Origin of the sequence: Pseudomonas palmensis, assembly GCF_049942755.1 — a bacterium.
GTDB lineage: Bacteria > Pseudomonadota > Gammaproteobacteria > Pseudomonadales > Pseudomonadaceae > Aquipseudomonas > Aquipseudomonas palmensis.
Genome location: NZ_CP187958.1, coordinates 1,725,897 through 1,749,921 on the forward strand (window position 1 = coordinate 1,725,897; position 24,025 = coordinate 1,749,921).

At 64.9% G+C, this 24,025-nt stretch carries 22 protein-coding genes and 1 riboswitch; of the genes, 7 read left to right on the plus strand and 15 right to left on the minus strand.

Features of this window, described 5'->3' with window-relative positions:
• Positions 1–8: 8 nt before the first annotated feature.
• The 7 genes from ACPRTJ_RS07860 to ACPRTJ_RS07890 all read right to left on the minus strand — a co-directional run bounded on the left by ACPRTJ_RS07860 (position 9) and on the right by ACPRTJ_RS07890 (position 6,165).
• On the minus strand, positions 9–527 hold the full coding sequence (locus ACPRTJ_RS07860; protein ID WP_043863556.1) for a retropepsin-like aspartic protease family protein: 519 nt from the start codon (positions 525–527) through the stop codon (positions 9–11).
• A complete protein-coding gene (locus ACPRTJ_RS07865) occupies positions 524–1,510 on the minus strand; it encodes an esterase-like activity of phytase family protein (RefSeq protein ID WP_426428533.1) in 987 nt (328 codons plus the stop codon). Before ACPRTJ_RS07865 ends, ACPRTJ_RS07860 begins: the two co-directional genes overlap by 4 nt.
• Positions 1,507–3,411: a DNA topoisomerase IV subunit B gene (parE, locus tag ACPRTJ_RS07870; protein ID WP_043863558.1), complete on the minus strand. Its 1,905-nt coding sequence runs from the start codon at positions 3,409–3,411 to the stop codon at positions 1,507–1,509. The genes ACPRTJ_RS07865 and parE overlap by 4 nt, the downstream gene beginning before the upstream one ends.
• A gap of 36 nt (positions 3,412–3,447) precedes the next feature.
• Positions 3,448–4,056 (minus strand): YqiA/YcfP family alpha/beta fold hydrolase, encoded by a 609-nt coding sequence (locus ACPRTJ_RS07875; RefSeq protein WP_043863559.1) that lies wholly within the window; start codon positions 4,054–4,056, stop codon positions 3,448–3,450.
• A 147-nt stretch (positions 4,057–4,203) separates the two neighbouring features.
• Positions 4,204–5,019 carry a 3',5'-cyclic-AMP phosphodiesterase gene (gene cpdA, locus ACPRTJ_RS07880; protein WP_253087427.1) on the minus strand — a complete coding sequence of 272 codons (816 nt, stop codon included), beginning with the start codon at positions 5,017–5,019 and terminating at the stop codon, positions 4,204–4,206.
• 85 nt (positions 5,020–5,104) lie between these two features.
• Complete coding sequence (locus ACPRTJ_RS07885) at positions 5,105–5,557, minus strand: DUF1249 domain-containing protein (protein ID WP_043863561.1); 453 nt, start codon at positions 5,555–5,557, stop codon at positions 5,105–5,107.
• The gene (locus ACPRTJ_RS07890; protein ID WP_043863562.1) at positions 5,548–6,165 is read right to left on the minus strand and encodes an NUDIX domain-containing protein; all 618 of its coding nucleotides are present in this window, start codon (positions 6,163–6,165) and stop codon (positions 5,548–5,550) included. Before ACPRTJ_RS07890 ends, ACPRTJ_RS07885 begins: the two co-directional genes overlap by 10 nt.
• A 182-nt stretch (positions 6,166–6,347) precedes the next feature.
• Between ACPRTJ_RS07890 and ACPRTJ_RS07895 the strand changes: the two genes are divergently transcribed.
• The gene (locus tag ACPRTJ_RS07895) at positions 6,348–7,094 is read left to right on the plus strand and encodes an RsiV family protein (protein WP_043863563.1); all 747 of its coding nucleotides are present in this window, start codon (positions 6,348–6,350) and stop codon (positions 7,092–7,094) included.
• Here ACPRTJ_RS07895 and cytX read toward each other — a convergent pair.
• Both cytX and thiC read right to left on the minus strand, forming a co-directional pair.
• Positions 7,063–8,346, minus strand: coding sequence for a putative hydroxymethylpyrimidine transporter CytX (gene cytX / locus ACPRTJ_RS07900; RefSeq protein WP_054915741.1), 1,284 nt, complete (start codon positions 8,344–8,346; stop codon positions 7,063–7,065). The genes ACPRTJ_RS07895 and cytX overlap by 32 nt on opposite strands.
• A gap of 129 nt (positions 8,347–8,475) precedes the next feature.
• Positions 8,476–10,356, minus strand: a complete 1,881-nt coding sequence (thiC, locus tag ACPRTJ_RS07905; RefSeq protein ID WP_054915742.1) for a phosphomethylpyrimidine synthase ThiC — start codon at positions 10,354–10,356, stop codon at positions 8,476–8,478.
• A 146-nt stretch (positions 10,357–10,502) separates the two neighbouring features.
• A riboswitch (TPP riboswitch) is annotated at positions 10,503–10,608 on the minus strand.
• Positions 10,609–10,750: 142 nt separating this feature from the next.
• On the opposite strand from thiC, the gene ACPRTJ_RS07910 reads away from it, so the two are divergent.
• Positions 10,751–12,181: a TolC family outer membrane protein gene (locus tag ACPRTJ_RS07910; RefSeq protein WP_043863566.1), complete on the plus strand. Its 1,431-nt coding sequence runs from the start codon at positions 10,751–10,753 to the stop codon at positions 12,179–12,181.
• A 78-nt stretch (positions 12,182–12,259) separates the two neighbouring features.
• On the opposite strand, the gene waaA is transcribed toward ACPRTJ_RS07910, so the two are convergent.
• Both waaA and ACPRTJ_RS07920 read right to left on the minus strand, forming a co-directional pair.
• The gene (waaA, locus tag ACPRTJ_RS07915; RefSeq protein WP_236176704.1) at positions 12,260–13,534 is read right to left on the minus strand and encodes a lipid IV(A) 3-deoxy-D-manno-octulosonic acid transferase; all 1,275 of its coding nucleotides are present in this window, start codon (positions 13,532–13,534) and stop codon (positions 12,260–12,262) included.
• 14 nt (positions 13,535–13,548) lie between these two features.
• On the minus strand, positions 13,549–14,439 hold the full coding sequence (locus tag ACPRTJ_RS07920) for a LysR family transcriptional regulator (RefSeq protein WP_043863568.1): 891 nt from the start codon (positions 14,437–14,439) through the stop codon (positions 13,549–13,551).
• A gap of 85 nt (positions 14,440–14,524) precedes the next feature.
• Between ACPRTJ_RS07920 and ACPRTJ_RS07925 the strand changes: the two genes are divergently transcribed.
• From ACPRTJ_RS07925 to ACPRTJ_RS07940, 4 genes are all read left to right on the plus strand, one after another.
• Positions 14,525–14,857, plus strand: coding sequence for a DMT family transporter (locus ACPRTJ_RS07925; protein ID WP_043863569.1), 333 nt, complete (start codon positions 14,525–14,527; stop codon positions 14,855–14,857).
• Between the two features lie 68 nt (positions 14,858–14,925).
• Positions 14,926–16,101 carry an NAD(P)/FAD-dependent oxidoreductase gene (locus tag ACPRTJ_RS07930; protein WP_078479863.1) on the plus strand — a complete coding sequence of 392 codons (1,176 nt, stop codon included), beginning with the start codon at positions 14,926–14,928 and terminating at the stop codon, positions 16,099–16,101.
• Positions 16,098–16,910, plus strand: a complete 813-nt coding sequence (locus ACPRTJ_RS07935; RefSeq protein ID WP_043863571.1) for an aldo/keto reductase — start codon at positions 16,098–16,100, stop codon at positions 16,908–16,910. The genes ACPRTJ_RS07930 and ACPRTJ_RS07935 overlap by 4 nt, the downstream gene beginning before the upstream one ends.
• Before the next feature lie 40 nt (positions 16,911–16,950).
• Positions 16,951–17,904: a hypothetical protein gene (locus ACPRTJ_RS07940; RefSeq protein ID WP_043863572.1), complete on the plus strand. Its 954-nt coding sequence runs from the start codon at positions 16,951–16,953 to the stop codon at positions 17,902–17,904.
• Positions 17,905–17,940: 36 nt separating this feature from the next.
• Here the strand turns inward: ACPRTJ_RS07940 and hldE are convergent, their stop codons facing one another.
• Together hldE and msbA are read right to left on the minus strand one after the other, a co-directional pair.
• Complete coding sequence (hldE, locus tag ACPRTJ_RS07945) at positions 17,941–19,362, minus strand: bifunctional D-glycero-beta-D-manno-heptose-7-phosphate kinase/D-glycero-beta-D-manno-heptose 1-phosphate adenylyltransferase HldE (RefSeq protein WP_043863573.1); 1,422 nt, start codon at positions 19,360–19,362, stop codon at positions 17,941–17,943.
• Between the two features lie 122 nt (positions 19,363–19,484).
• On the minus strand, positions 19,485–21,293 hold the full coding sequence (gene msbA / locus ACPRTJ_RS07950; RefSeq protein WP_255000631.1) for a lipid A export permease/ATP-binding protein MsbA: 1,809 nt from the start codon (positions 21,291–21,293) through the stop codon (positions 19,485–19,487).
• Between the two features lie 152 nt (positions 21,294–21,445).
• On the opposite strand from msbA, the gene ACPRTJ_RS07955 reads away from it, so the two are divergent.
• Positions 21,446–22,051: a hypothetical protein gene (locus ACPRTJ_RS07955; RefSeq protein ID WP_058541612.1), complete on the plus strand. Its 606-nt coding sequence runs from the start codon at positions 21,446–21,448 to the stop codon at positions 22,049–22,051.
• Here ACPRTJ_RS07955 and ACPRTJ_RS07960 read toward each other — a convergent pair.
• Entirely contained in the window at positions 22,037–23,149 is a 1,113-nt protein-coding gene (locus ACPRTJ_RS07960; protein WP_058541613.1) for a glycosyltransferase, read from the minus strand. The two genes, ACPRTJ_RS07955 and ACPRTJ_RS07960, sit on opposite strands and share 15 nt — an antisense overlap.
• A 48-nt stretch (positions 23,150–23,197) precedes the next feature.
• The gene (locus ACPRTJ_RS07965; protein ID WP_058541614.1) at positions 23,198–23,971 is read right to left on the minus strand and encodes a glycosyltransferase family 2 protein; all 774 of its coding nucleotides are present in this window, start codon (positions 23,969–23,971) and stop codon (positions 23,198–23,200) included.
• Between the last annotated feature and the right edge of the window lie 54 nt (positions 23,972–24,025).

Here is a 24,025-nt window from a genome sequence, read left to right on the forward strand (position 1 = left end):
GGGCCTCATCATTTCAAGGTCTGGCGCAGCAGCAAGGTGCCGCCGCGCTGGGTAAATTCGAGTCGTTTCAGGGCACTCATGCCCAGCAGTACCTGCTCGCCGTCCAGCCCCGGCACCACCAGGGCGCGTACGTCGCGCAGCAGAATATCGCCCAGTTGCAGGCTGTCGAGGCGGGTACGATAGCCCTCGGTACGACCATTGGCGGTACTAAGGGTCACGGGCGCACCACGCTCCAGGCTGAACTGCCGGGCCAGGCTCTCGGGGATCGCCACGTCGGTGGCGCCAGTATCCAGCAGAAAATGCACGGCCTGGCCGTTGATCAGACCGTCGGCCACAAAATGCCCCTGGCCATTGCCCAGCAGCCGCACCTCGACATAGCCATCGCCGTGCTGCGAGCTGATCTGGCTGTTGGGGTTGGCCTGGCGCTGTTCCCAGTCGCCGAAAAAGCGCGTGGCCAGGAACAGCCCGGCCGCCCACGCCAGCACCAGCATCACCCGGCCGGCACGCTTGCCCGGTGCCTGGCTCACGGCTTGGCGCTCCAGCCGCCCTGGGGCGCTGCAAAGCGCCACACGATCGGGCGGTTTTCGCCATCGGCGCGTCGACCGCCGTTGTTGTCCAGGCCTATCCAGGCACCCTTGGCATCGATCACCAGGGCCTCGGCCAGGCCGAACGGCTGCGAATACTGCCGCGATTCGATCAGGGCATCGGCAGCGAACGACCAGCAGCGCTCCACGCTTCCAGTGTCGGCATCACGCCGGCAGATACGGTAGGCGTTGCGCTCCAGGGTGAACAGCTTGCCTTCGAACAGCGCCAGGTCGGCAAAATCCCGGGGCCGCTCGCGGGCGTTGGGCATCTGCACCGGCTGCATCTCGGTGCCGGCCTCGCTGAGCAGCACGCAGCCATCACCGCAGTGCCAGGTGGTCTGCTGGCGATTGATCGAAATCAGCCCGCGGCGCTCGCGCTCGGCGGCCAGCCACAGGCGATCGCCGGCCGGGTTCACGGCGATGCCTTCGAACAATGCATTGAAGTGCAGCAGCATGCCGCTGGCGCGCGCCTGGCGGACCATGCTCGGGTCGATCTTCAGCCAGCTGGGGTCGCCTGCGACCGGTACCTTGAGCACCGCCACATGGGTTTCGCTGACCAGGTAGTGATTGCCTGCGGCATCGCAACTGATGCCTTCGAAATCCAGCTCGCCGCCGCGCACGTAGGACATTGCCCAGTTGCTCGAGCGCAGGCCCCAGGGCAGGCCGCTGTCCGGCACCGGCGGCACCTCCAGGCGAATACCTTCGGCCTGCCACACCGTCTGGGTGGTGTCCAGGCGGTACAGCAGGTCGTCGTCGCGGTCCGAGACGGTCCAGAGCTCGCCGTTGCACAGGGCCAGCCCCGACAGGTTGCCGCCACGCATGCCCTCTACCGGATGCTCGCTCTGCATCGCCAGCTCCGGCCAGGTTTCGGCCAGCGCCGGCACGCCCAGCAGTGACAACAGCGCTGCCAGGCACCGAGCGATCAAGCCAGTACCTCGGCCAGGTTGCCTTTGGACTCCAGCCAGCTCTTGCGGTCGCCCGCACGTTTCTTGGCCAGCAGCATGTCCATGATCTCGCGGGTGCCTTCGAGGTCTTCCAGGGTCAACTGCACCAGGCGCCGGGTGTTCGGGTCCATGGTGGTTTCACGCAGCTGCGGCGGGTTCATCTCGCCCAGGCCCTTGAATCGGGTGACCTGCGGCTTGCCGCGCTTCTTCTCGGCCACCAGGCGGTCGAGGATGCCGTCGCGCTCGGCCTCGTCCAGGGCGTAGTAGATCTCCTTGCCCAGGTCGATGCGGTACAGCGGCGGCATCGCCACGTACACGTGGCCGGCCTCCACCAGCGGGCGGAAGTGCTGCACGAACAGGGCGCAGAGCAAGGTGGCGATGTGCAGGCCGTCGGAGTCGGCGTCGGCCAGGATGCAGATCTTGCCGTAGCGCAGCTGGCTCATGTCGGTGGCACCGGGGTCGACGCCGATGGCCACCGCGATGTTGTGCACTTCCTGACTGGCCAGCACTTCGCCGCCGTCGACTTCCCAGGTGTTGAGGATCTTGCCGCGCAGCGGCAGGATGGCCTGGAACTCCTTGTCGCGCGCCTGCTTGGCCGAACCACCGGCCGAGTCACCCTCGACCAGGAACAGCTCGGCGCGCATCGGGTCCTGCCCGGCGCAGTCGGCCAGCTTGCCCGGCAGTGCCGGGCCCTGGGTCACGCGCTTGCGCTCGACCTTCTTGCTCGCCTTGAGCCGGCGCCCGGCGTTGTTGATCGCCAGTTCCGCCAGTTGCATGCCCACTTCGGGGTGGGCGTTGAGCCACAGGCTGAAGGCATCCTTGACCACGCCGGAAACGAATGCGGCGGCCTCGCGGGACGACAGGCGCTCCTTGGTCTGGCCGGAGAACTGCGGCTCCTGCATCTTCATCGAGAGCACGAAGCTGATGCGCTCCCACACGTCCTCGGGGGCCAGCTTGACCCCGCGCGGCAGCAGGTTGCGGAACTCGCAGAACTCGCGCATGGCATCGAGCAGGCCCTGGCGCAGGCCGTTGACGTGGGTGCCGCCCTGGGCGGTGGGGATCAGGTTGACGTAGCTTTCCTGCACGCTGTCGCCGCCTTCGGGCAGCCACAGCAAGGCCCAGTCCACGGCCTCCTTGTTGCCCGCCAGGCTGCCGCAGAACGGCGCATCGGGCAGGCGCAGGAACTCGCTTACCGAGTCTTCGAGGTACGAGCGCAGGCCGTCCTCGTAATGCCACTCGACCTTCTCGCCGGTGCCTTTGTCCTCGAAGCTGACCAGCAGCCCCGGGCACAGTACGGCCTTGGCCTTGAGCACATGCTTGAGGCGGCTGATGGAAAACTTGGGCGAGTCGAAATACTTGGGATCGGGCGCGAAGTACACGCTGGTACCGGTGTTGCGCTTGCCGACGGTACCGATCACTTCGAGCTCGGTGGCCTTGAAGCCGTCGGCGAAGGTCATCTGGTACTCGTTGCCGTCGCGCTTGACCCGTACCCGTACCTGGTTGGACAGGGCGTTGACCACCGAGATGCCCACCCCGTGCAGGCCGCCGGAGAACTGGTAGTTCTTGTTGGAAAACTTGCCGCCGGCGTGCAGCTTGGTGAGGATCAGCTCGACGCCCGACACGCCCTCTTCGGGGTGGATGTCCACGGGCATGCCGCGACCGTCGTCGGACACTTCCAGCGAATGGTCTGCATGCAGGATGACCTGCACGGTGCGGGCGTGGCCGGCCAGCGCTTCGTCGACGCTGTTGTCGATGACTTCCTGGGCCAGGTGATTGGGCCGGCTGGTGTCGGTGTACATGCCCGGGCGCTTGCGCACCGGGTCAAGGCCGGAGAGGACTTCGATGGCGTCTGCGTTATAGGCGCTAGCGCTGGGATTGGCCATGGGTTCTCGTCGTCAGTCGTAGGTGAAAATAATCAGTCAAAGTACAGAAAAATCGAACGCCTGGTACACCTGCGGTGCAATGCCGGCAAAGCTCAGCATGGCCGGCAGGTGCTGCGCGAAGCCCTGGAAGCTGTGGTCGCCACCGGCCTCGATGCGTAGCGCACAGGCCCGATAGAAGGCCTGGGCACGGCGGTAGTCCAGGGTTTCATCGCCCGTCTGCAGCCATACCTGAAAGCGCTCGGGGTCGCTCGGTGCGGGCACTTCCAGCTCGGCCAGGGCCTGCACGTGGTCCAGTGTCAGCTCCCAGGTTTCCCCGGTGTAGAAATTCTGCTGCGGGCCCAGGTAGCCGTCGAACAGCTGGTGCGGATTGACGGCCGGGTTGATCAGCAGGGCCTTGAGCCCGTGGCGCTGGGCCAGGTGGGTGGCATAGTAGCCCCCGAGCGAGCTGCCGACCAGCAATGGCGAACCCAGCTCGGCGATGGCACGTTCAAGCTGCGCCACGGCCTGGCGCGGATGGTTGTCCAGCAGGGGCACGCGCAGCTGCCCGGCCAGCCCCAACTGCTGCATCACACTGCTCAGCTGGCTGGCCTTGGTCGAACTGGGCGCACTGTTGAACCCGTGGATATAAAGAATCGAACCCGACATGATCGCCCCCGATGCCCATGCAACGCCCGTCGCAACGAGCACAAAAGACGCGCAGTTTAGCCTGTTCGAGAAGCCTTGAGCGGCAACTTTCAAACATCAGGTTGCAACCGGGCGGTGATACTCGGGTTCACTTGCAGCTTGCAGCGCTCAGTACCCATTGCTGCCGTAATCGACGGTGAAGGCAAAGTCGGTCACGCGCGAGACCCCGGTCTCGAGCCTGCCGTCGTCATGCAGGCGCAGCCAGCGATACCCCGGGGCCTGGTCGCCCACCTTGAAGTCTTCACTGCCCGGCTCGAACTGAATGCAGGTGGAAGGCGAAGCGAGCAGACGCACACCGTCACGCAGCTGGTCCCACTCCTGATGGATATGCCCCCAGAGCAGCGCGCGCACCTGTGGATAACCCTTGAGCAGGTCGAACAGCGCATCGGCGTTGCGCAGCCCGATGGGCGCCATCCAGGCGCAATCGATGGAAACCGGCTGGTGATGGAAGCAGATCAGGCAATGGCGCTGCGGTGCGGCCTCCAGGGCCTGCCTGAGCAGTTGCAGCTGATCGTCTGCCAGCAGCCCCGGCACCGAGCCGCACACGGCCGAGTTGAGCATGATCACCCGCCAGGCGCCGGCATCCACCACCGGCTCGAGCAGCGCGCTGCCGCGTGCCACCTGCGCCATGGGGAACGGTTCGTCGTGATTGCCGGCCAGCCAGCGGGCTGGGGCCGGAATCCTGCCGCTGAGGGCCAGAAACTGCAGATAGGATTCGACGCTGCCATCCTGCGACAGGTCGCCGGTGGCCAGCACCAGGTCGACCACCGGCTGTTCGTCGAGTACCCGCTCGACCACACGGCGCAGGCTGTCGCGGGTATTCATGCCCAGCAGCGTGCCTTCGGCTTCGGCGAACAGATGACTGTCGGAGAGCTGCACCAGCAGCACCGAGGCGTCACGGGAAGGGATGATCGAGTGCGGCAAGGCCGTCTCCTTGGGCGGATTCTGCACGATTATGGTGGGAATGCAGGCAACGGCAAACCCCGCGCCCACGACACCGGTCACATTTTCAGCGAACCGCTTCCAGTTCGTGGCCGCAGGCCAGGCAATGGCTCAGCCACTCGCCCAGGAACAGATTGAGCTGGGCCTTTTCGTCCGGCTGGTGCATGGCCGCATTGGGGTATGGGTAGACACTGCGAAAGCGCCGCGCATGCTCGGCACTGACCACCTCGGCCATGCGCGCGTCGTGGTACACCTGCACCTCCAGCTGCGGCACCGGCAGCCACGGCAGGCTGTGCTCCTGGCGCACGCGCAGGGTGGTGGTGTAAGGGCAGGCCAGCACCACGTCGAGCACCAGCACGCCGAGCATCTGGTCACCCTGGGTCATGCCGATGCGGCGCGAGCTCTGGGTGGTGCGCATGTCGGGCAACAGGCGCATCAGGCGCGCATAGTTGGCCTCGCAGGCAGCCTGCAAGCCGACCAGATCGACCCGGTAGCGCTCGCGCAACAGATTCACGACCACAGCCCCCTGACTTCATCACGGTTCAACGCCAGCCATTGCAGGGCAATGATGCTCGCGGCATTGGCAATGCGCCCATCGCGCACGGCCTGCAACGCATCCTCGAACGCCCAGGCCTTCACGCGAATGTCTTCGCCCTCTTCTTCCAGCCCGTGCAGGCCGCCCGCGCCGTCGCTGTGGCAACGCCCCAGGTACAGGTGCACGAATTCATCGCTGCCGCCGGGCGACGGAAAGTACTTGGTCATCGGCCACAGCGCACTGAATGTCAGCCCAGCTTCCTCCTGCGCCTCGCGGTGCGCAACCTCCTCGGGCTGTTCGTCCTTGTCGATCAGACCGGCGACCAGTTCCACCAGCCAGGGGTTGTCGACCTTGCCCATGGCGCCGACACGAAACTGCTCGATCAGCACCACTTCGTCACGCTGCGGATCGTAGGGCAGCACGCACACTGCGTCGTGGCGCACGAACAGCTCACGGCTGATCTCGCGGCCCATGCCGCCGGCAAACAGCTCGTGGCGCAGGTGCAGCCGGTCGAGCCGGTAAAAGCCCTTGAAGCAGTTTTCGCGCCGCACGATCTGTACGTCGGTCGGCATGGCCTTTGGCTTGTCTGTCATGGATACCTCGTTACCCCATTACCACGTCGCGCCATCCTAACCTGCACACTGCGCGGTTTCACCCCTTTAAAACAATCGTGCGGGCTGCGAGGATAGGCGCAGCCTTTCTTGTCAGCTTAGTGGCGAACCGACGGCATTGCCGACGGTCCAAGCCCGATTACCGTTGCACTACAAGGATCATCATGTCACTTGCGAAATTAGCCTGCGTGACCGCCCTGGCCTTGACCCTGGGCGCCTGCCAGAGCCTGTTCCAGCCCAACATGCGCGTGCCGCTCGAGGTCAAGCGCGACAGGTGGGAGCACATCAAGCCGGGCTGCACCGCAGCCGACTGCCCGCTGGTGAACATCGACACGGTGCACTTCCCCACCAACCCCAAGCTCGATGCGATCGTCGAGCGCAGCCTGCTCAAGCTCACCAGCGATGGCGAGGGCGCACCGTTGCCGGCCTCGCTCAAGTCCTACGAGGACAGCTACCTGCAATCGGCCCAGAGCCGCAACAGCAGCTACCTGCAGGCCAAGGTACGCGAGCAGCATGACGGCTTGGTGATCATCGAGTTGTCCAGCTACCTGGACACCGGCGGCGCGCACGGCATGCCGGGGCGCGGCTTCATCAACTATTCGCGCCAGCAGGACAAGGTGCTGACCCTGCAGGACATGCTGGTGCCGGGCCAGGAGGCGACCTTCTGGAAGACCGTCGAAGAGGCCCACAAGGGCTGGCTGATCAGCACCGGCATGGACAAGGACGCCGAGTTCGTGAAGAACTGGCCGTTCCAGAAGTCACCGCACGTCGCCCTGACCTACGGCGCGGTGGTGGTGAAGTACGAGGTGTATGCCATCGCCCCGTACTCCATGGGCCACATCGAGCTCAAGATCCCCTACCCGCGCCTGAACGGCGTGATCAGGCCCGAGCTGTTTCCCGGCCGCGGTTGAAGCCCAGCAAAAGATGCAGCGCCCCTGCCAGCAGCAAGGCTGGCAGGGTGGCGCCAACGTCTGCGGCGTAATGCGCCAGCACATGGTAGGTCGCCACGCCACAGGCCCACGCCACCAGCGCCCCGTAGTGCAGGCCGTCGACCACACCCGGCAGGCGACGCCGGCGCAGCACGTAGTGGTCGCTCAGCACCACACCGAACAGCGGCGCGAACACCGAGCCGATCAGCAGCAGGAAGTTCTCGTACTGGCCCAGCGGCGCGAAGCAGGCGATCAGGGTGCACACCACGCCGATCACCAGTGCCAGGTGCTCGACCTTCACGCCTGACAGCAGGCTGCTGGACACCGCCGCCGAGTGGATGTCGGCAAAGGCCTTTTCCGACTCGTCGAGCAGCACCAGCAACAGCGGGATGCCAAAGCCTGCGCCGGCCAGCGCCAGCAGCAGGGTGCTGGCTTCGCCATCGGTGGCGAAGGCCAGGATGTAGGCCACCCCCAGGCTCATCATCCACAGGTTGCCGATGAAGTAGCCCAGTGCGGTACCCACGAACACCTGCCCCGAATGCCTGCCGAAGCGCGAGTAGTCGGCAATCAGCGGCAGCCACGACAGCGGCATGGCGATGGCGATGTCAAAGCCCACCCCCAGCGACATCGAGCCGTCCCCGGCGCGCGCCCACAGGGCAGCCAGGTCGGCCTTGGCGAACAGGTTCCAGGTCAGCCACAGGCAGGCGCCCAGCAGCAGCCAGATGCCCCATTTGCGCAAAATGCGGCGCACGAAGGTCAGCGGGCCGGCCACCGCCAGCGCGGTGGCCAGGGCGCCGAAGCACAGTGCCCACAGCAGCGGGCTGACCCACAGGCTGTCGGCGCCGAAGGCCCGCGCACCCAGCAGGCTGGCGGCGTCGCGCATCACGATGATTTCGAACGCGCCCCAGCCAACCAGTTGCAGCAGGTTGAGAATGGCCGGCAGCGCCACGCCGTGGCGGCCCAGGCTCAGGCGCAGGGTGCCCATGGCCGACAGGCCGGTGTCGCTGCCGATGACGCCGGCGGCGGCCAGCAGCAGAACGCCGACCAGCGTGCCGAGGGTGATGGCCAGCAGCGCTCCGGACAGGCCCAGGCCGGGGCCGAGCAAGGCGCCGGTCTGCAGCACCATCAGGCCGATGCCGAGGGAGAACCACAGGGAGAACAGGTCCCGCGCGCCGAAGACGCGCTGGCTGTCGGGAATGGGGGAATCGGGGGAGTAGTGGCTGGGTGTGCTCACGATGAAGACTCGGCAGGAAATGTGGGTTGGATGGAAGGCCCTTTCGCGGGTCAAGCCCGCTCCCACGGGGTATCGCTGATCTCTAGGGCAGCGGCATACCTGTGGGAGCGGGCTTGACCCGCGATGCTTTCAGACCTTCTGGTACAACTGGCTGCCTTCCTGGCGGAACCGCTCGGCCTGCTCGCGCATGCCCTCTTCTACCGCCACCTCGACCGGCTGGTTGGCGGCGTATTCACGCACTTCCTGGGTGATCTTCATCGAGCAGAACTTCGGCCCGCACATCGAGCAGAAGTGCGCGACCTTGGCCGAATCCTTGGGCAGGGTCTCGTCGTGGAACGAGCGTGCGGTGTCCGGGTCCAGGCCCAGGTTGAACTGGTCTTCCCAGCGGAACTCGAACCGCGCCTTGCTCAAGGCGTTGTCGCGGATCTGCGCGCCCGGGTGCCCCTTGGCCAGGTCCGCCGCGTGCGCGGCGATCTTGTAGGTGATGATGCCGGTCTTGACGTCGTCCTTGTTCGGCAGCCCCAGGTGCTCCTTGGGCGTCACGTAGCAAAGCATCGCGCAACCGAACCAGCCGATCATCGCCGCACCGATGCCCGAGGTGATGTGGTCGTACCCCGGCGCGATGTCGGTGGTCAGCGGGCCCAGGGTGTAGAACGGCGCCTCGTCGCAGCACTCGAGCTGCTTGTCCATGTTCTCCTTGATCAACTGCATCGGCACGTGGCCGGGGCCTTCGATCATGCACTGCACGTCATGCTTCCAGGCGATCTTGGTCAGCTCGCCCAGGGTCTCCAGCTCGCCGAACTGCGCCGCGTCGTTGGCGTCGGCGATCGAGCCCGGACGCAGGCCGTCGCCCAGCGAGAAGCTGACGTCGTAGGCCTTCATGATTTCGCAGATTTCGTCGAAATGGGTGTAGAGGAAGTTTTCCTTGTGATGCGCCAGGCACCACTTGGCCATGATCGAGCCGCCGCGGCTGACGATGCCGGTCACGCGCTTGGCGGTCAGCGGCACGTAGCGCAGCAGCACGCCGGCATGGATGGTGAAGTAGTCCACGCCCTGCTCGGCCTGTTCGATCAGGGTGTCGCGAAACAGCTCCCAGGTCAGGTCCTCGGCCACGCCGTTGACCTTCTCCAGTGCCTGGTAGATCGGCACCGTACCGATCGGCACCGGCGAGTTGCGGATGATCCACTCGCGGGTTTCATGGATGTGCTTGCCGGTGGACAGGTCCATTACCGTGTCCGAGCCCCAGCGGATGCCCCAGGTCAGCTTGGCCACTTCTTCCTCGATGGAGGAGCCCAGCGCGCTGTTGCCGATGTTGCCGTTGACCTTCACCAGGAAATTGCGGCCGATGATCATCGGCTCCAGCTCCACATGGTTGATGTTGGCCGGAATGATCGCGCGGCCGCGAGCGACTTCCTCGCGCACGAATTCGGCGGTGATCTCCTTGGGGATGCTTGCGCCGAAGCTGTGCCCGGCGTGCTGCTGGTCGAGCAGGCCGGCGGCGCGGGCCTCCTGCAGCTTCATGTTCTCGCGGATGGCCACGTACTCCATCTCGGCGGTGATGATGCCCTGGCGCGCGTAGTGCATCTGGCTGACGTTGGCGCCGGCCTTGGCCCGGCGCGGGTTGCGCACGTGGGCAAAGCGCAGCTTGGTCAGTTCCACGTCGTTCAGGCGCATCTGGCCGAAACTGGAGGACAGCCCGGCCAGGCGCTCGGTGTCGCCGCGCGCGTCGATCCAGGCCGAGCGCACATCGCCCAGGCCCTTGCGCACGTCGATCTGCACGGTAGGATCGGTGTAGGGGCCGGAGGTGTCGTACACCAGCACCGGCGCGTTGGCTTCGCCGCCGAAATCGGTGGGGGTGTCGTCCAGGCTGATTTCGCGCATCGGCACCTGGATATCGGGGCGCGAGCCCTGCACGTAGATCTTGCGCGAACGGGTGAACGGCTGCACGGACTGCTCGTCGACCTTGGCCGATTCACTCAGGTGCGCGGGGTATTTTTGTTTTTGGCTCATCACAGGCTCTCCAGACGGGTTGGCAGTCGGAGTGAACCTGAAAGGCACGGGCGCACCAGGGCTGGTGCTGTGCCGAAAACGGAAGATGCCACACCAGCCAAAAAGCTGAAATGACAATCCCGCAGCCGACACAAGAGGGCTCGCGGGAGACGAGCAATCTTGTTCCCTACGCAGGCGCTAACCTGATCAGGTTCAACGGGATCCGGAATTATCCGATCTCAGCCTCAACGCAAGGCACCCCGACAAGAACGCGCCCAGCATAGACCGGTGCGACGCGAAACGCCAACAGTCCAAGCACAAGCATGATAAAAGGCGCAAATAGCGGATTGTTGCAAAATGCCTGCGCAACTACACTCATCGGTTCAGAAATACTCAACCGTTCAAGGACTGCCCTATGCTGCGCAAACTTTCACTGGCCCTCGCCGTGTCGTGTGCTACCAACGGAATGGCCTGGGCAGCAGAACCGCCCCTGTCGGTACGCACCGATCTGGTCAGCGTGTATCAGGAAGCGGTGAACAACAACGCCGACCTGGCCGCTGCCCGCGCCGACTACGGCGCCCGCAAGGAAGTGGTGCCCCAGGCCCGTGCCGGCCTGCTGCCCAACCTCTCGGCCGGCGCCGAGATGATGAACAGCCGTACGAAGATCGATCACCCCTCGATCACCGCCAACCGCAGCGGCAACTCCTGGCAGGCCACCCTGGCCCAGCCGATCTTCCGCGCCGACCGCTGGTTCCAGTTGCAGGCAGCCGAAGCGGTGAACGAACAGGCGGCGCTGGAGCTGTCGGCCACCGAACAGAACCTGATTCTGCAAAGTGCCGAGAACTACTTCGCCGTGCTGCGCGCCCAGGACACCCTGGCTTCGACCAAGGCCGAAGAAGCCGCGTTCAAGCGCCAGCTCGACCAGAGCAACGAGCGCTTCGATGTAGGCCTGTCGGACAAGACCGACGTGCTGCAGTCCCAGGCCAGCTACGACACCGCACGCGCCAACCGCATCGTCGCGCAGCGCCAGGTGGACGACGCCTTCGAGGCACTGGTGACCCTGACCAACCGCGACTACAACTCGGTGCAGGGCATCGTGCACACCCTGCCGGTGCAGGTACCCACGCCCAATGACGCCAAGGCCTGGGTAGAAACCGCCGCAAAGCAGAACCTGAACCTGCAGGCCACCAACTACGCGGTCAACGCGGCCGAGGAAACCCTGCGCCAGCGCAAGGCCGGGCACGCGCCGACGGTGGACGCGGTGGCGCGCTACCAGAAGGGTGACAACGACAGCCTGGGCTTCAGCAACCCCAACCTGACGGGCCAGAACTACCGCGGCGACGTGGAGCAGACCAGCATCGGCCTGCAGCTGAACATCCCGATCTACAGTGGCGGGCTGACCAGCTCGCAGGTGCGCGAGGCGTACCAGCGCCTGAGCCAGAGCGAACAGCAGCGCGAGAGCCTGCGTCGCCAGGTGGTGGAAAACACCCGCAACCTGCACCGCGCGGTGAACACCGACGTGGAGCAGGTGCAGGCGCGCAAGCAGTCGATCATTTCCAACCAGAGTGCGCTGGAAGCGACCGAAATCGGTTACCAGGTGGGTACGCGCAACATCGTCGACGTGCTGGATGCACAGCGCCAGCTGTACACCTCGGTGCGCGACTACAACAACACCCGGTATGACTACATCCTCGACAACCTGCGCCTGAAGCAGGCCGCCGGGACCTTGAGCCCGCAAGACCTGAATGACCTGGGTCGCTACCTCAAGCCCGACTACAACCCGGACAAGGACTTCCTGCCGCCGGACCTGGCCAAGGCGGCGCAAGCCAATTTCGAAAGGCCCTGAAACAGCTTCGCCGGCAAGGCCGGCTCCTACAGGTGTTGCGCACCCCGTGTAGGAGCCGACCTTGCCGGCGAACAGGCCTCACGCCTTGAGCAGATTCCCCAGCCCATCCAGCAGGCGCTTCAACGCCCCCTGATTGGCCCGCATCACCCCGACCCCTGCCTCGCCCATCTTCAGTGCATCACTGGGTAGCTCGATCAGGCGCCGCACCTCGGCCGCCAGCCCCTGGGCATCATCCACTTCGCACAACGCCCCCGCCTCGCGCAGCATTGCCGCGATCTCGAGAAAGTTGAACAGATGCGGCCCACTCAGCACTGGCCTGGCCAGTGCAGCCGGCTCCAGCAGATTGTGCCCGCCGTTGGGCACCAGGCTGCCGCCGACGAACGCGATGTCCGCCAGCGCATACAGAAACAGCAGCTCGCCCATGGTATCGCCCAGCAATACCTGGCAATCCGCCGTCACCGGCGCCCCGCCAGAGCGGCGCACCGTGGAAAACTGCGCTGCGCACAGCCCATGCACCGCGTTGAAGCGCTCCGGATGGCGCGGTACCAGCATCAGCAGCGCGTCCGAATGGTGCGCCAGCAACTGCCGATGCGCTGCCAGGATCACCTCGTCCTCGCCCTCATGGGTGCTTGCGGCAATCCACACCGGCCGTTGCAGCGCCTGCCACTCTTCACGCAGCGCCCTGGCGCGCACCGGCAGCTGCGCATCGATGGTCAGGTCGAACTTGATCGAGCCGGTCACCTGCACGCACTCGGGCCGCGCACCGAGCTGGCGAAAACGCTCGGCCTCGGTTTCGGTCTGCACCGCGATCAGACTCATCTCGGCCAGCATCGGCCGGGTCAACCCGGCAAAACGCGCATAGCCCCTGGCCGAACGCGCCGACAACCGCGCATTGGCCAGCGCCACCGGTATGCCACGTCGGGCGCACTGATGGATATGGTTGGGCCACAGCTCGGTCTCCATGATCACCGCCAGTTGCGGGCGTGCACGCTCCAGAAACCGCGCCGCCGCCCACGGCAGGTCGTACGGCAGGTAGCAGTGCTGGATGCGTGGCTCGTTTGCGAACAGCGCCTGGATGCGCTCGGAACCGGTGGGCGTCATGCAGGTGATGGTGATCGGCAACTGTGGATAACGTTGCAGCAGGGCACGCACCATCGGCGCGGCGGCGATGCTCTCGCCCACCGACACCGCATGCACCCAGATGCCCCCCGGCTGCAGGGGCGGCAGCTTCAGGCCGAAGCGCTCGGCGATGCGCCGGGCATAGGCCGGCGCCTTGCGCGAGCGCAGGTACAGGCGCAGCGCGACCAGCGGCAGGCCCAGGTGAAACAGCAGGGTATATAGGGTTCTGTTCATGGCGCCGAAGTGTACTAGCCAATGGCGCACAAATGCACTGCGAAGCGCTCGGCCAGCCAGCGCGCGGCCGGCCCCAGCGGCTCGTCGCGGCGCCACGCCAACTCCACCACCAGCGCCGGCGGGCGCCACTCGCTGGCAAGCTCCACCATCTGCTGCTGGTAGGCCGGGTATTGCACCACATGGCGCGGCAGCCAGGCCCAGCCCAGCCCGCGCATGAGCATCTCGGCCATCACGTAGAAGCTGTCGGCGCGCCAGATCTGCGGGCTGATCGGTTCGCCGCCAGGGTAGCCGCTCTGCTGGGGCGTGATCAGCAACTGACGGTGCTGCGCCAGCTGCTGGCGATTGACGCTGGCCAGTTGCGCCAGCGGGTGATGCACCGCGCACACGGTGACCATCTCCACGCTGCCCAGCGCCTGGCGCTCCAGCGCTGCAGGCATGTGCTCGTGGTGAAACATCAGGCCCAGGTCGGCACGGCGCTCCAGCAGCTTGCGCGCCACATCGCCCTGGGCCCCGCTGGCCACCTGGATTTCCAGCAGCGGGTACTGCACGGCCAGCTCGTCGAGGCTGTCGAGCACCGGCTGGAAGGGCATGGCCTCATCCTGCGCCAGGCGCAGTTGCGCCTCCTGCCCGCGCATCAGCGCCTGCGCCCGGCCGTCCAGGCGCTCGCACTGGCGCAGCAGCTCGCGTGCCTCCTCGAGCAACGCCTGGCCGGCATCGGTCAGGCGCGGCTGACGCCCGCTGCTACGCTCGAACAGCGTGACCCCAAGGTCGGCCTCGAACAACGCGATGGCGTTGCTGACCGCCGACTGGGCCTTGCGCTGCTCACGCGCCACCGCCGAGAACGAGCGCAGTTCGGCGACCCGCACGAAGGTGCGCAGCTGTTCGAGGTTCCATTGACCGTGCATGCCAGCCTATCTCCAGAATAGATAGGTAATGACTTTACCCCATTGCGCCATCCTCTAGAATGCGCGACCAGAACAGAGGACTACCATGAACGCCTATACCTACCTGGCCATCGCCATCTGCGCCGAAGTCATTGCCACCGCCTCGATGAAGGCGGTCAAGGGCCTGAGTACGCCGCTGCCCCTGCTTCTGATGGTGTGCGGCTACATCGTGGCGTTCTGGATGCTGACCCTGGTGGTGCGCAGCATTCCGGTAGGCATTGCCTACGCCATCTGGTCGGGCCTGGGCATCGTGCTGATCAGCATCGCGGCGCTGGTGATCTACGGGCAGAAACTGGATGTGCCGGCCATGCTCGGCATGGCCATGATCGTCGGCGGCGTGGTGGTGATCCAGGTGTTCTCCAAAACCACCGGGCATTGATGAGCGACAGGGTACGAAACCTCACAGGCTGTATACTGCGCTCCTGTCTTTGCTTGTGAGGTGCGTGCATGTCATCCGTTATTTCCACCGACGTGCTGATCGTCGGCGCAGGGGTCGCAGGCCTCTGGCTCAATGCCCGCCTGCGCCGCCTGGGCTACTCGACGGTGCTGGTGGAACGCGCCAGCCTCGGTGGCGAGCAGACCCTCAAGTCCCAGGGGATCATCCACGGTGGTGCCAAGTACGCCCTGCACGGTGCGCTCACCGGCGCCTCCGAGGCCATTGCCGACATGCCGCGGCGCTGGCGCGAGGCCCTAGCCGGCAACGGCGAACTGGACCTGAGCGGCGTGCGCCTGCTGTCCGAGGCGCACTACCTGTGGTCGCCCGGCACCCTGGCCGGCAACCTCACCAGCTTCTTCGCCAGCAAGGCGGTACGCGGCCGGGTCGACCAGGTCAAGGGCGACCAGTTGCCCCCTGCCCTGCAGGACCGTGCCTTCAAGGGCAAGGTGTACCGCCTGGCCGAACTGGTGGTGGACGTGCCGAGCCTGCTCGCGCGCCTGGCAGAGCTGGCCGGCGACAGCCTGCTGGCCGGTGAACATATCGAACCGCTGCATGAAGGTGACGAACTGGTCGGCTTGCGTGTCGATGGCCGCGATATCCGCGCCCAGCGCGTGGTGCTCAGCGCCGGTGCCGGCAATGCCGCGCTGCTGCAAAGCCTGGGCCTGAGCCAGCCGGCCATGCAGCGCCGACCGCTGCACATGGTCATGGCCAAGGGCCCGAGCCTCAAGCCGCTGTACGCCCACTGCCTGGGCGGTGGGCCCAAGCCGCGCATCACCGTGACCACCCACCCGGCCGCCGACGGCCAGTGGGTGTGGTACCTGGGCGGCGACCTGGCCGAAGCCGAGGGCGTTGCCCGCGAACCCGAAGCGCAGATCGCTGCCGCCCGCAAGGAGGTCGCGGGGCTGCTGCCCTGGGTCGACCTCAGTCAGGTGCAGTGGGCCACCGTGCGTGTCGACCGCGCCGAACCCGCGCAATCGGGCCTGGTGCGCCCCGACAACGCCTTCCTCGCCGACCAGCAGCGCCTGCTGGTGGGCTGGCCGACCAAGCTGGCCCTGGCACCGGACTTCGCTGACCGCGTGCTGAACAGCCTGGAACGTGACGATATCAAGCCAGGCAATCTGCCTGCCCTGCCGCCCCTGCCAAAACCGCCCCTGGCACAACCGGTATGGGAGCAACTGCTGCCATGAGCCTGCCGACCCTGCACCCCTATCACCGCCCGCTGGGCAGCACCGGCCTGAGCGTTTCCCCGCTGGGGCTGGGCACGGTCAAGCTGGGCCGCGACCAGGGCGTCAAATACCCCAACGGCTTCACCATCCCCGACGACGACGAGGCCCGCCTGCTGCTGCGCCAGGCCCGTGAGCTGGGCATCAACCTGATCGACACCGCACCGGCCTATGGCCGCAGCGAAGAGCGGCTGGGCCCATTGCTGCGCGGCCAGCGCCACGACTGGGTGATCGTCAGCAAGGTCGGCGAAGAGTTCGACGACGGCCACTCGCACTTCGACTTCAGCGCCGCCCACACGCGCCGCTCGGTGGAACGCAGCCTCCAACGCCTTGAAACAGATTGTATCGATCTTGTACTGGTGCATTCCGACGGCAACGATCTGCGCATTCTGCAGCAGGAAGCGGTGTACGAAACCCTGGCCCGACTCAAGCAGGAAGGCAAGATTCGCGGCTTCGGGCTGTCCGGCAAAACCGTCGAAGGGGGGCTGCAGGCCCTGCAAACAGGCGATTGCGCGATGGTTACCTACAACCTCGACGAGCAGGGCGAACGCCCGGTGCTGGACTATGCTGCCGAACACGGCAAGGCCATCCTGGTGAAAAAGGCCCTGGCCAGCGGTCATGCCTGCCTGGCCCCGGGCGTCGACCCGGTCCGGGCCAGCTTCGAGCTGCTGTTTGCCCACCCCGGGGTGAGCAGTGCTATTGTCGGCACCATCAATCCCGTGCACCTGGCCCACAACGTGGGCGTGGTCGCCAAGATCCTGAGCCAGCGCTGAGCCGCCGTCGCGGCCGACCCCAACGCAAGAAGGAGCCGAGATGCCGCGCACGCTGATCCGCAAGAACCCCAGCAACTTCAAGACCCTGCCCTTGCATGTGGAAGCCGGCCCCGAGGGCCTGAGCTACCAGAGCATCGGCATGCCGCTGAACTTTGCCCAGACCCTGCAGCGGCGCAAGGCCATCCAGGTGGCCGACCCCGAGCGTTTCGCCGTGGAGCTGGCCAACCTGGGCGTTTCGGTGCGCCTCACCCTGCAGTGGCAGAACCGCGACTACTGGGTACTGGTGCGCCAGCGCCGCCAGGACCGCGGTGATGTGGTGCTCAAGCTGATCTCCGGTTACGTGCCCGCTCAGGAGCTGAACCTGCCCTTGCACACGGCCGTGCAGGAAGTGGCCGAGGAATGCCTGCTGGAGACCCCGGAAGGCTGGCTTGGCGGGCGTTTCAACGACACCTGGTTGCCGGCGCCGTACGCCGACGCGCTGCATTACCGTGAAGCGATGCCCTTCGTGCTGACCCCTCACTCGGGGGCCGCGCGACCGGTGCGCTGTGGCAACCAGCCGCTGATAGAGCGACCGCGAGCCTATGTCCACCTGCCCACGGCGTCACTGCAACTGATTTATGACCTGCGCCTGCAAGTGCCCAGGGAAGCCAAATCATTGAGCCTGTTCCATGTGGACGAGCGCCTTGAGGGCGACCAACTGGTGGCACGCCTCAACCGCAGCCGGCCAGACTTGTACCTGATGCCGCTGGAAGACGGTCAGCCGCAGGCCGAGCTGTACACCCTGAAGAAGGACCGATTGGTGCCGGCGAGTACACGTGGTATCTACCTGGCCGAAAGCTTTGCCCGACAGGATGGCTGGCTGGTGCGTGAAGAGCGGATTCGCTGGAAGGACTGGCTGAGGCAGCAGGGGCTGGTGGCGCCCAGGCCGGACTCGAAACTTAAAAGGCTGACGGGCAAGGCCCGCCAGCTGTTGGGGCTGGCGTTACAGAAGTAGGACGTTTTTGCAGGCCCTAATTGCGGGTCAAACCACTCAGTTCTTGCGGATTTTCTCCACGATCGCCGTGGTCGAGCTGTTTTCCACCAGCCCCAACACCTTCACCGTACCGCCATAGGCCTTGACGATATCGGCGCCCACCACCTGATCGATGCCGTAGTCGCCACCCTTGACCAGCACGTCGGGCTTGACCTCGGCAAGCAGGTTTTCCGGGGTGCCTTCGGAGAAGCTGATGACCCAGTCCACTGCCCCCAGCCCCGCCAGCACCGCCATGCGCCGGTCGACACTGTTGATCGGGCGACCCGGCCCCTTCAGGCGACTGACCGAAGCATCGTCATTGACCGCCACGATCAACCGGTCGCCCTGCGCACGCGCCTGCTCCAGGTAGGTCACGTGCCCGGCATGCAGAATGTCGAAGCAGCCATTGGTGAACACGATCTTCTCGTTGTGCGCCCGCGCATCGTCGATGGCCAGCAGCAACTGCTCAAGGCTCAGCACCCCGCGCTCGGAGCCTTCTTCGCGCTGGATGGCGCGGCGCAGTTCCGGCGCGCTGATGGCCGCCGTACCCAGCTTGCCGACCACGATGCCGGCGGCCAGGTTGGCCAGACCGACCGCATGGGGCAGCTCCTCACCGGCGGCGATCGCCGCCGCCAGGGTGGAGATCACGGTATCGCCGGCACCGGTCACATCGAACACTTCACGCGCCCGTGCCGGCAGGTGCATGGCCGGATGGCCCGGGCGCAGCAAGGTCATGCCGTGCTCGCCTCGGGTCACCAGCAAGGCGCCCAGTTCCAGCTCGCGCATCAGCTCGCCGCCCTTGCTGACCAGTTCGGTCTCGTCGGCGCAATGCCCGACGATGGCCTCGAACTCGCCCAGATTCGGCGTGATGACGCTGGCGCCGCGGTAGATCGAGAAATCCTTGCCCTTGGGGTCGGCCAGCACCGGAATGCCCTTGGCTCGCGCGGCCTGGATCAGGCTCTGGTGGTTCTTCAATGCGCCTTTGCCGTAGTCGGACAGCACCAGCACCTTCACCCCTTCGAGCAGGGCGTCGACTTCGGCGCCCAGCGACAGCGGGTCGGTGGCAAAGGGTTCTTCGAAATCGATGCGCAGCAATTGCTGGTGACGGCTCATGACCCGCAGCTTGACGATGGTCGGCTGATGGGCGATGCGCTGGAAGATCGAACGCACCCCCGCTGCCTGCAGGCTGTTGGCCAGGCTGTCGGCGGCCTCGTCCTGGCCGGTGACGCCCACCAGCGAGGCCGGCGCACCCAGCGCGGCAATGTTCAGCGCAACGTTGGCTGCACCACCCGGACGGTCCTCGATCTGCTCGACCTTGACCACTGGTACCGGGGCTTCAGGTGAAATGCGAGAGGTACCGCCATGCCAGTAGCGGTCGAGCATGACATCCCCGACCACCAGTACCGGAGCTTGATCGAAACGCGGCATGGACAACTTCATGGGCAACCCATATAGACAAAATGAACAGGGGCGGGATATTAGCACAGCCCTGGCACCGGCCTGTTCGGCGCCGGTAACCTGCTGTGACAACCAGGGCGCAGAACGCGCCCTGGCAGGGTGACTCAGGTGATGTCGGCCTTGGCCGGCTCATCCAGGCCCATGGCGTGCAGGCGCGCGTAATAGCCGTTTTCGGCCAGCAACTGGCTATGCGTGCCACGCTCGACGATGCGCCCCTGATCCATCACCAGGATCAGGTCGGCCTTCTCGATGGTCGACAGGCGGTGCGCGATCACCAGGGTGGTACGGCCTTTCATCACCTGGTCCAGGGCGGCCTGGATGTGCCGCTCCGACTCGGTGTCGAGGGCCGAGGTGGCCTCGTCCAGAATCAGCAGCGGTGCATTCTTGAGCAGGGCCCTGGCGATCGCCAGACGCTGGCGCTGGCCGCCGGACAGCAGCACGCCGTTCTCGCCGACCTCGGTGTCCAGCCCTTGAGGCAACTGATCGATGAACTCCTTGGCATAGGCATCGGCTGCCGCAGCCTCGATCTGCTCGCGCGGCGCACCGGCCAGGTCACCGTAGGCGATGTTGTTGGCCACGGTGTCGTTGAACAGGGTCACATGCTGGGTCACCTGGGCAATGTGCCGACGCAGGTTACGCAGGCGGTACTGCTCCACCTCCACGCCATCGAGCAGGATCTCGCCCTCGGCATGCGGATAGAAACGCGGTATCAGGCTGGCCAGGGTCGACTTGCCACTGCCCGAACGCCCAACCAGCGCCACCATCTGACCCGGCTCGGCGGTGAAGCTGATGTCATCGAGCACGCGGCGCTCGCTACCCGGGTAGGTGAAGCTCAGGTGACGTACATCCAGGCGCCCGGTAACCCGGTCGCGCTCGACGGTTCCGTGGTCGACTTCCGGCTCCACATCCAGCTGCTCGAAGATGCTCTCGGCCCCCGACACACCCTTCTGGATGGTCGAGCTGACTTCCGACAGCTGGCGGATCGGCTTGGGCAGCAGGCCGGCCGCGGTAATGTAGGCCACCAGGTCGCCGGCGGTGGAGTCGCCGCGCAGGTACAGCACCAGGAACATCAGCACGGCCATGGCCGAGTAGATCACCAGTTGCAGCATCGGTGTGTATACCGCGCTGGTCTTGGTCATGCGCAGCTGCTTCTCGGTGTTGCTCTGGCTGGCATCGGCGAAGCGCTGCTGCTCGTAGTTCTCGCCCCCGAAACTGCGCACCACGCGATAGCCCTGGATGGTCTCGGACGCGACATGCGTCACATCGCCCATGGCCACTTGGATCTTCTTGCTCTGCTTGCGGAATTTCTTGCTCGAACTGCTGACCATCAGCGCGATCAGCGGCAGGATCGCCAGCATCACGATAGTCAGCTTCCAGTTCATCCACAGCAGATAGCCGAACAGGAACACCACAGTCAGGCCTTCGCGGATCACAACCTTGATTGCATCGGTGGCGGCGCCGGTGACCATGGTCACGTTGAAGGTGATGCGCGAAATCAGGTGTCCGGAGTTGTGGCTGTCGAAATAGCGGTTGGGCAGTACCAGCAGCTTGTTGAACAACTCCACCCGCAGGTCGTGTACCAGGCCCAGGGAAACCTTGGCCAGAAAGAAGTTGCCCAGAAACGAGCCCAGGCCCTGCCAGGCGGCGATCAGCACGATCAGCAGCGGCACGGCCTGCAACAGTTGGAGGTCACGCAGGTAAGGCACGTTGGGGAACAACACCGCTTCGGGATTGCTCAGCCCATCGACGAAATACTTGAGGATGCCCGCCAGCATGGGCTGGGTCGAGGCGAATATCACGAAGCCGAGGATACTCAGCAGGAAAATGCCAATGTAGGGCTTTACGTAGGTCAACAGTCGGAAATAGATCTTCAGACTGGAGCTCTGCTGCGCCGTGCGCGGTGTTTCAGCCATCTTCGAGCTCACTGTTCAGGTTGAACGATCGATTTTATCACAGCCTGCCGATTGGGCACGCGCCCGGTCCGGCATGCTGGCGTGGTGCATTGGTGAAGTTTTCGGCATTATGCCCTGTCTTTCCTGCTCGCTACTTCGACAAGGCCATCTACATGCAATGCTCCCGGCTCCCTCAGGCCGACCTCAACCAACTGATCGTCGGTGCCCAGATACTGGAAGCTGACAGCTACGGTGCGAAAGTCTACCTGCTAGAGAACGGCAATATCCTTAAACTTTTCCGGCGCAAGCGCCTGCTGTCGTCGGCGTTGCTGCGGCCCTACTCCCGCCGCTTCATCGACAACGCCGCCAGGCTGGAGCAGTTGGGCATTCCGACTCTGCGTGTATTGGCGCATTACCGCCTGGAAAAGCCCGGCATGACGGCGGTGCTGTACCACCCCCTGCCCGGCCAGACGCTGAGCCAGCTCAGCCGCAAGGAAGGTTTCAGCTGGCAGCAGGCACTGCCGGACATGGTCCGCCTGGTACGGACCCTGCATCGATCGGGGGTGTATTTTCGCTCGCTGCACCTGGGCAACATCGTGGTGACGCCCGACCAGCAGTGGGGGCTGATCGATGTGGCGGACATGCGTTTTCTGCGCGGGCCGCTGAGCCGGCGCATGATCAAGCGCAACATACAGCACTTTGGCCGCTACCTGTCACGTGAAAAACTCGACGGGAGCTTCCCCCTCGCCGAGCTGGAGCAGGCTCTACTGACTCCCTGAGTCAGGCTTGACCGCCCACATTTCCCGCAGGGTTCGACTGAAGCACTCCCAGGCTTGCTCCGGGGCCAGCGAGCGGTGCTGCGCCTGGGCAACGGCGGTTGCCGGCAGGCTGGCGCAACGCTCGATGGCAGCGGCCCACTCCTGCACGTCACCGACCCGTGCGTAAAGACCGCTATCACCCAACTGTTCATGGAACACCGGCAGGTCACTGCACAGTACCGGCACGCCGGCAATGACTGCCTCCTGCAGTACCAGGCCCAGGCCCTCGGCCCGGGAAGGCACGAGCAACCAGTCGAACGCTTGGTACAGGCGGCCCAGAATGTCACAATGCCCTGTCAGCGATACCTTGCCCTGCAGACCCAGCGCCTGGATCTTTTGCTGCAGCAATGGCCGCTCGGGGCCTTCGCCGAGAATGACCAGGCGCAGATCGGGTTGCGTCCGGCTAGCGGCGGCAAATGCATCGATCAGGTAGTCGAACCCCTTGTCCATGACCAGGCGACCGACAGCCCCCATGATCCGCACACCGGGCTCCCTCAACCCCATGACCTCGCGCGCTTGCTGTGCTGTCAGTTGCTCGTCACAAAAACGGGTAGGTTCCAACGCGGTACGCAAGGCCGTCACCTTCAGGCCCAGCTCGGCCTGCAATGACGCCGCCAGCGTGGCCGACACCGCCACCAGTGACAGCTGCGCCGGCTTGAACCCGCACAACAGCGCCACATCCCTGGGGTGCAAACGGGTCTTGCCGTGAAACACCACAGTAGCCTTCACCTCAGGCAACCCCCTGAGAACAGGCAGTATCAGGCGCGATACCCCCAGCCCATCGAGCAGCAATGCGTCGGCTTGGGCTTCGATCAACGCCTTGCGTAGACGAGCGCGTAACCAAGGCTGCAGCAGCCCCCATACATGACGGCCCTTTATCAGGCGTTGCGGCAAGTTCCATTCTCGAGACGGCCCAGGAACACACGCCGCCCCCTGACCTTGCAACAGCCAGCTGTTCACGGAAATCTCAGGAGGCACCAATGAAAGGATCTGCTGATGGACCTTGTGCACCGAGACGAACGGCGAGCCACCAGCCCACATGATATTGATGACGTTCACTGGCCAGCCCACCTTGATTCACATATTACTGAAAAGACAGAAAACAACTCACAAAAAAAGAAGAGCAAGGCCCACTCCCACCACCAACCCCACTATTACCGCCAACGTCAACCGCACACGCTCGCGCTGCTTGCGACGTACCTTGCGCAGCCGCTCCTCAGGCACCGTGACATGATTGCCGAATCCGGTGTGCAGCACCGCATCGCCTTCAAGGGTCACAGCGGTCAGCTCAAGTTCGGCATACCGCTTTGAAAGCGACTTCTCGCCGCTATGCGCAGCGAAAGGTGCACATAGATGATAGTCACTCAGGCGTCGCAGCCCAGGGTTCAGCGAGAAAGACTGCCACTCGGGCTTGTCCGAGAGCAGCGGGTAGCAAGGGACCCCAGCGATGATCTCGCGCTCGCCCAGGTGAATGTAGGGGCTGTTGACATTGAGGTCGTAGACGAAATTGCGCAGCCATACCTGCAGCAGTTTCGGCCGCGCCTCGAGAATCACCTGCGAATCTTCGACGAAGGCCGGGCGATAGAACCGCCAGTCATCTTCGCAATGAAAGATGTACGGGGTTTTGACATGACCGTAAGCCAGATCGATCGACGCCAGCTGCCCAAGCTTGGGCTTGTTCACGAACACCGTGCAGTAAGGCTTCCAGTGCTCCGGAATGGCGTCGTGCACGGCCTCGTCACCGCTGTCTTCGGTGATGAAAACCTCACGGATAGGCGCTGTGTTGAACTGATCGAAACTGTCCAGCGTCAGCTTGAGCAGATCGAACCGCCCACAGCTGGTCACTACCAGCGTCACATCACTCTTTTCACTAAATTGCACAGCAACCCCCGGTAAATGCGTCCATGCAGTTGCAACCTCTCCAGTCCGTTCAGG

Coding starts and splice junctions, on each gene's coding strand:
- waaA (WP_236176704.1), bottom strand. CDS start 13,534: ATGAACAGAACCCTATATACCCTGCTGTTTCACCTGGGCCTGCCGCTG.
- ACPRTJ_RS07875 (WP_043863559.1), bottom strand. CDS start 4,056: ATGTCGGGTTCGATTCTTTATATCCACGGGTTCAACAGTGCGCCCAGT.
- hldE (WP_043863573.1), bottom strand. CDS start 19,362: ATGAAGTTGTCCATGCCGCGTTTCGATCAAGCTCCGGTACTGGTGGTC.
- ACPRTJ_RS07925 (WP_043863569.1), top strand. CDS start 14,525: ATGAACGCCTATACCTACCTGGCCATCGCCATCTGCGCCGAAGTCATT.
- ACPRTJ_RS07910 (WP_043863566.1), top strand. CDS start 10,751: ATGCTGCGCAAACTTTCACTGGCCCTCGCCGTGTCGTGTGCTACCAAC.
- thiC (WP_054915742.1), bottom strand. CDS start 10,356: ATGAGCCAAAAACAAAAATACCCCGCGCACCTGAGTGAATCGGCCAAG.
- ACPRTJ_RS07935 (WP_043863571.1), top strand. CDS start 16,098: ATGAGCCTGCCGACCCTGCACCCCTATCACCGCCCGCTGGGCAGCACC.
- ACPRTJ_RS07920 (WP_043863568.1), bottom strand. CDS start 14,439: ATGCACGGTCAATGGAACCTCGAACAGCTGCGCACCTTCGTGCGGGTC.
- msbA (WP_255000631.1), bottom strand. CDS start 21,293: ATGGCTGAAACACCGCGCACGGCGCAGCAGAGCTCCAGTCTGAAGATC.
- ACPRTJ_RS07890 (WP_043863562.1), bottom strand. CDS start 6,165: ATGACAGACAAGCCAAAGGCCATGCCGACCGACGTACAGATCGTGCGG.
- ACPRTJ_RS07955 (WP_058541612.1), top strand. CDS start 21,446: ATGCAATGCTCCCGGCTCCCTCAGGCCGACCTCAACCAACTGATCGTC.
- parE (WP_043863558.1), bottom strand. CDS start 3,411: ATGGCCAATCCCAGCGCTAGCGCCTATAACGCAGACGCCATCGAAGTC.
- ACPRTJ_RS07895 (WP_043863563.1), top strand. CDS start 6,348: ATGTCACTTGCGAAATTAGCCTGCGTGACCGCCCTGGCCTTGACCCTG.
- ACPRTJ_RS07940 (WP_043863572.1), top strand. CDS start 16,951: ATGCCGCGCACGCTGATCCGCAAGAACCCCAGCAACTTCAAGACCCTG.
- ACPRTJ_RS07930 (WP_078479863.1), top strand. CDS start 14,926: ATGTCATCCGTTATTTCCACCGACGTGCTGATCGTCGGCGCAGGGGTC.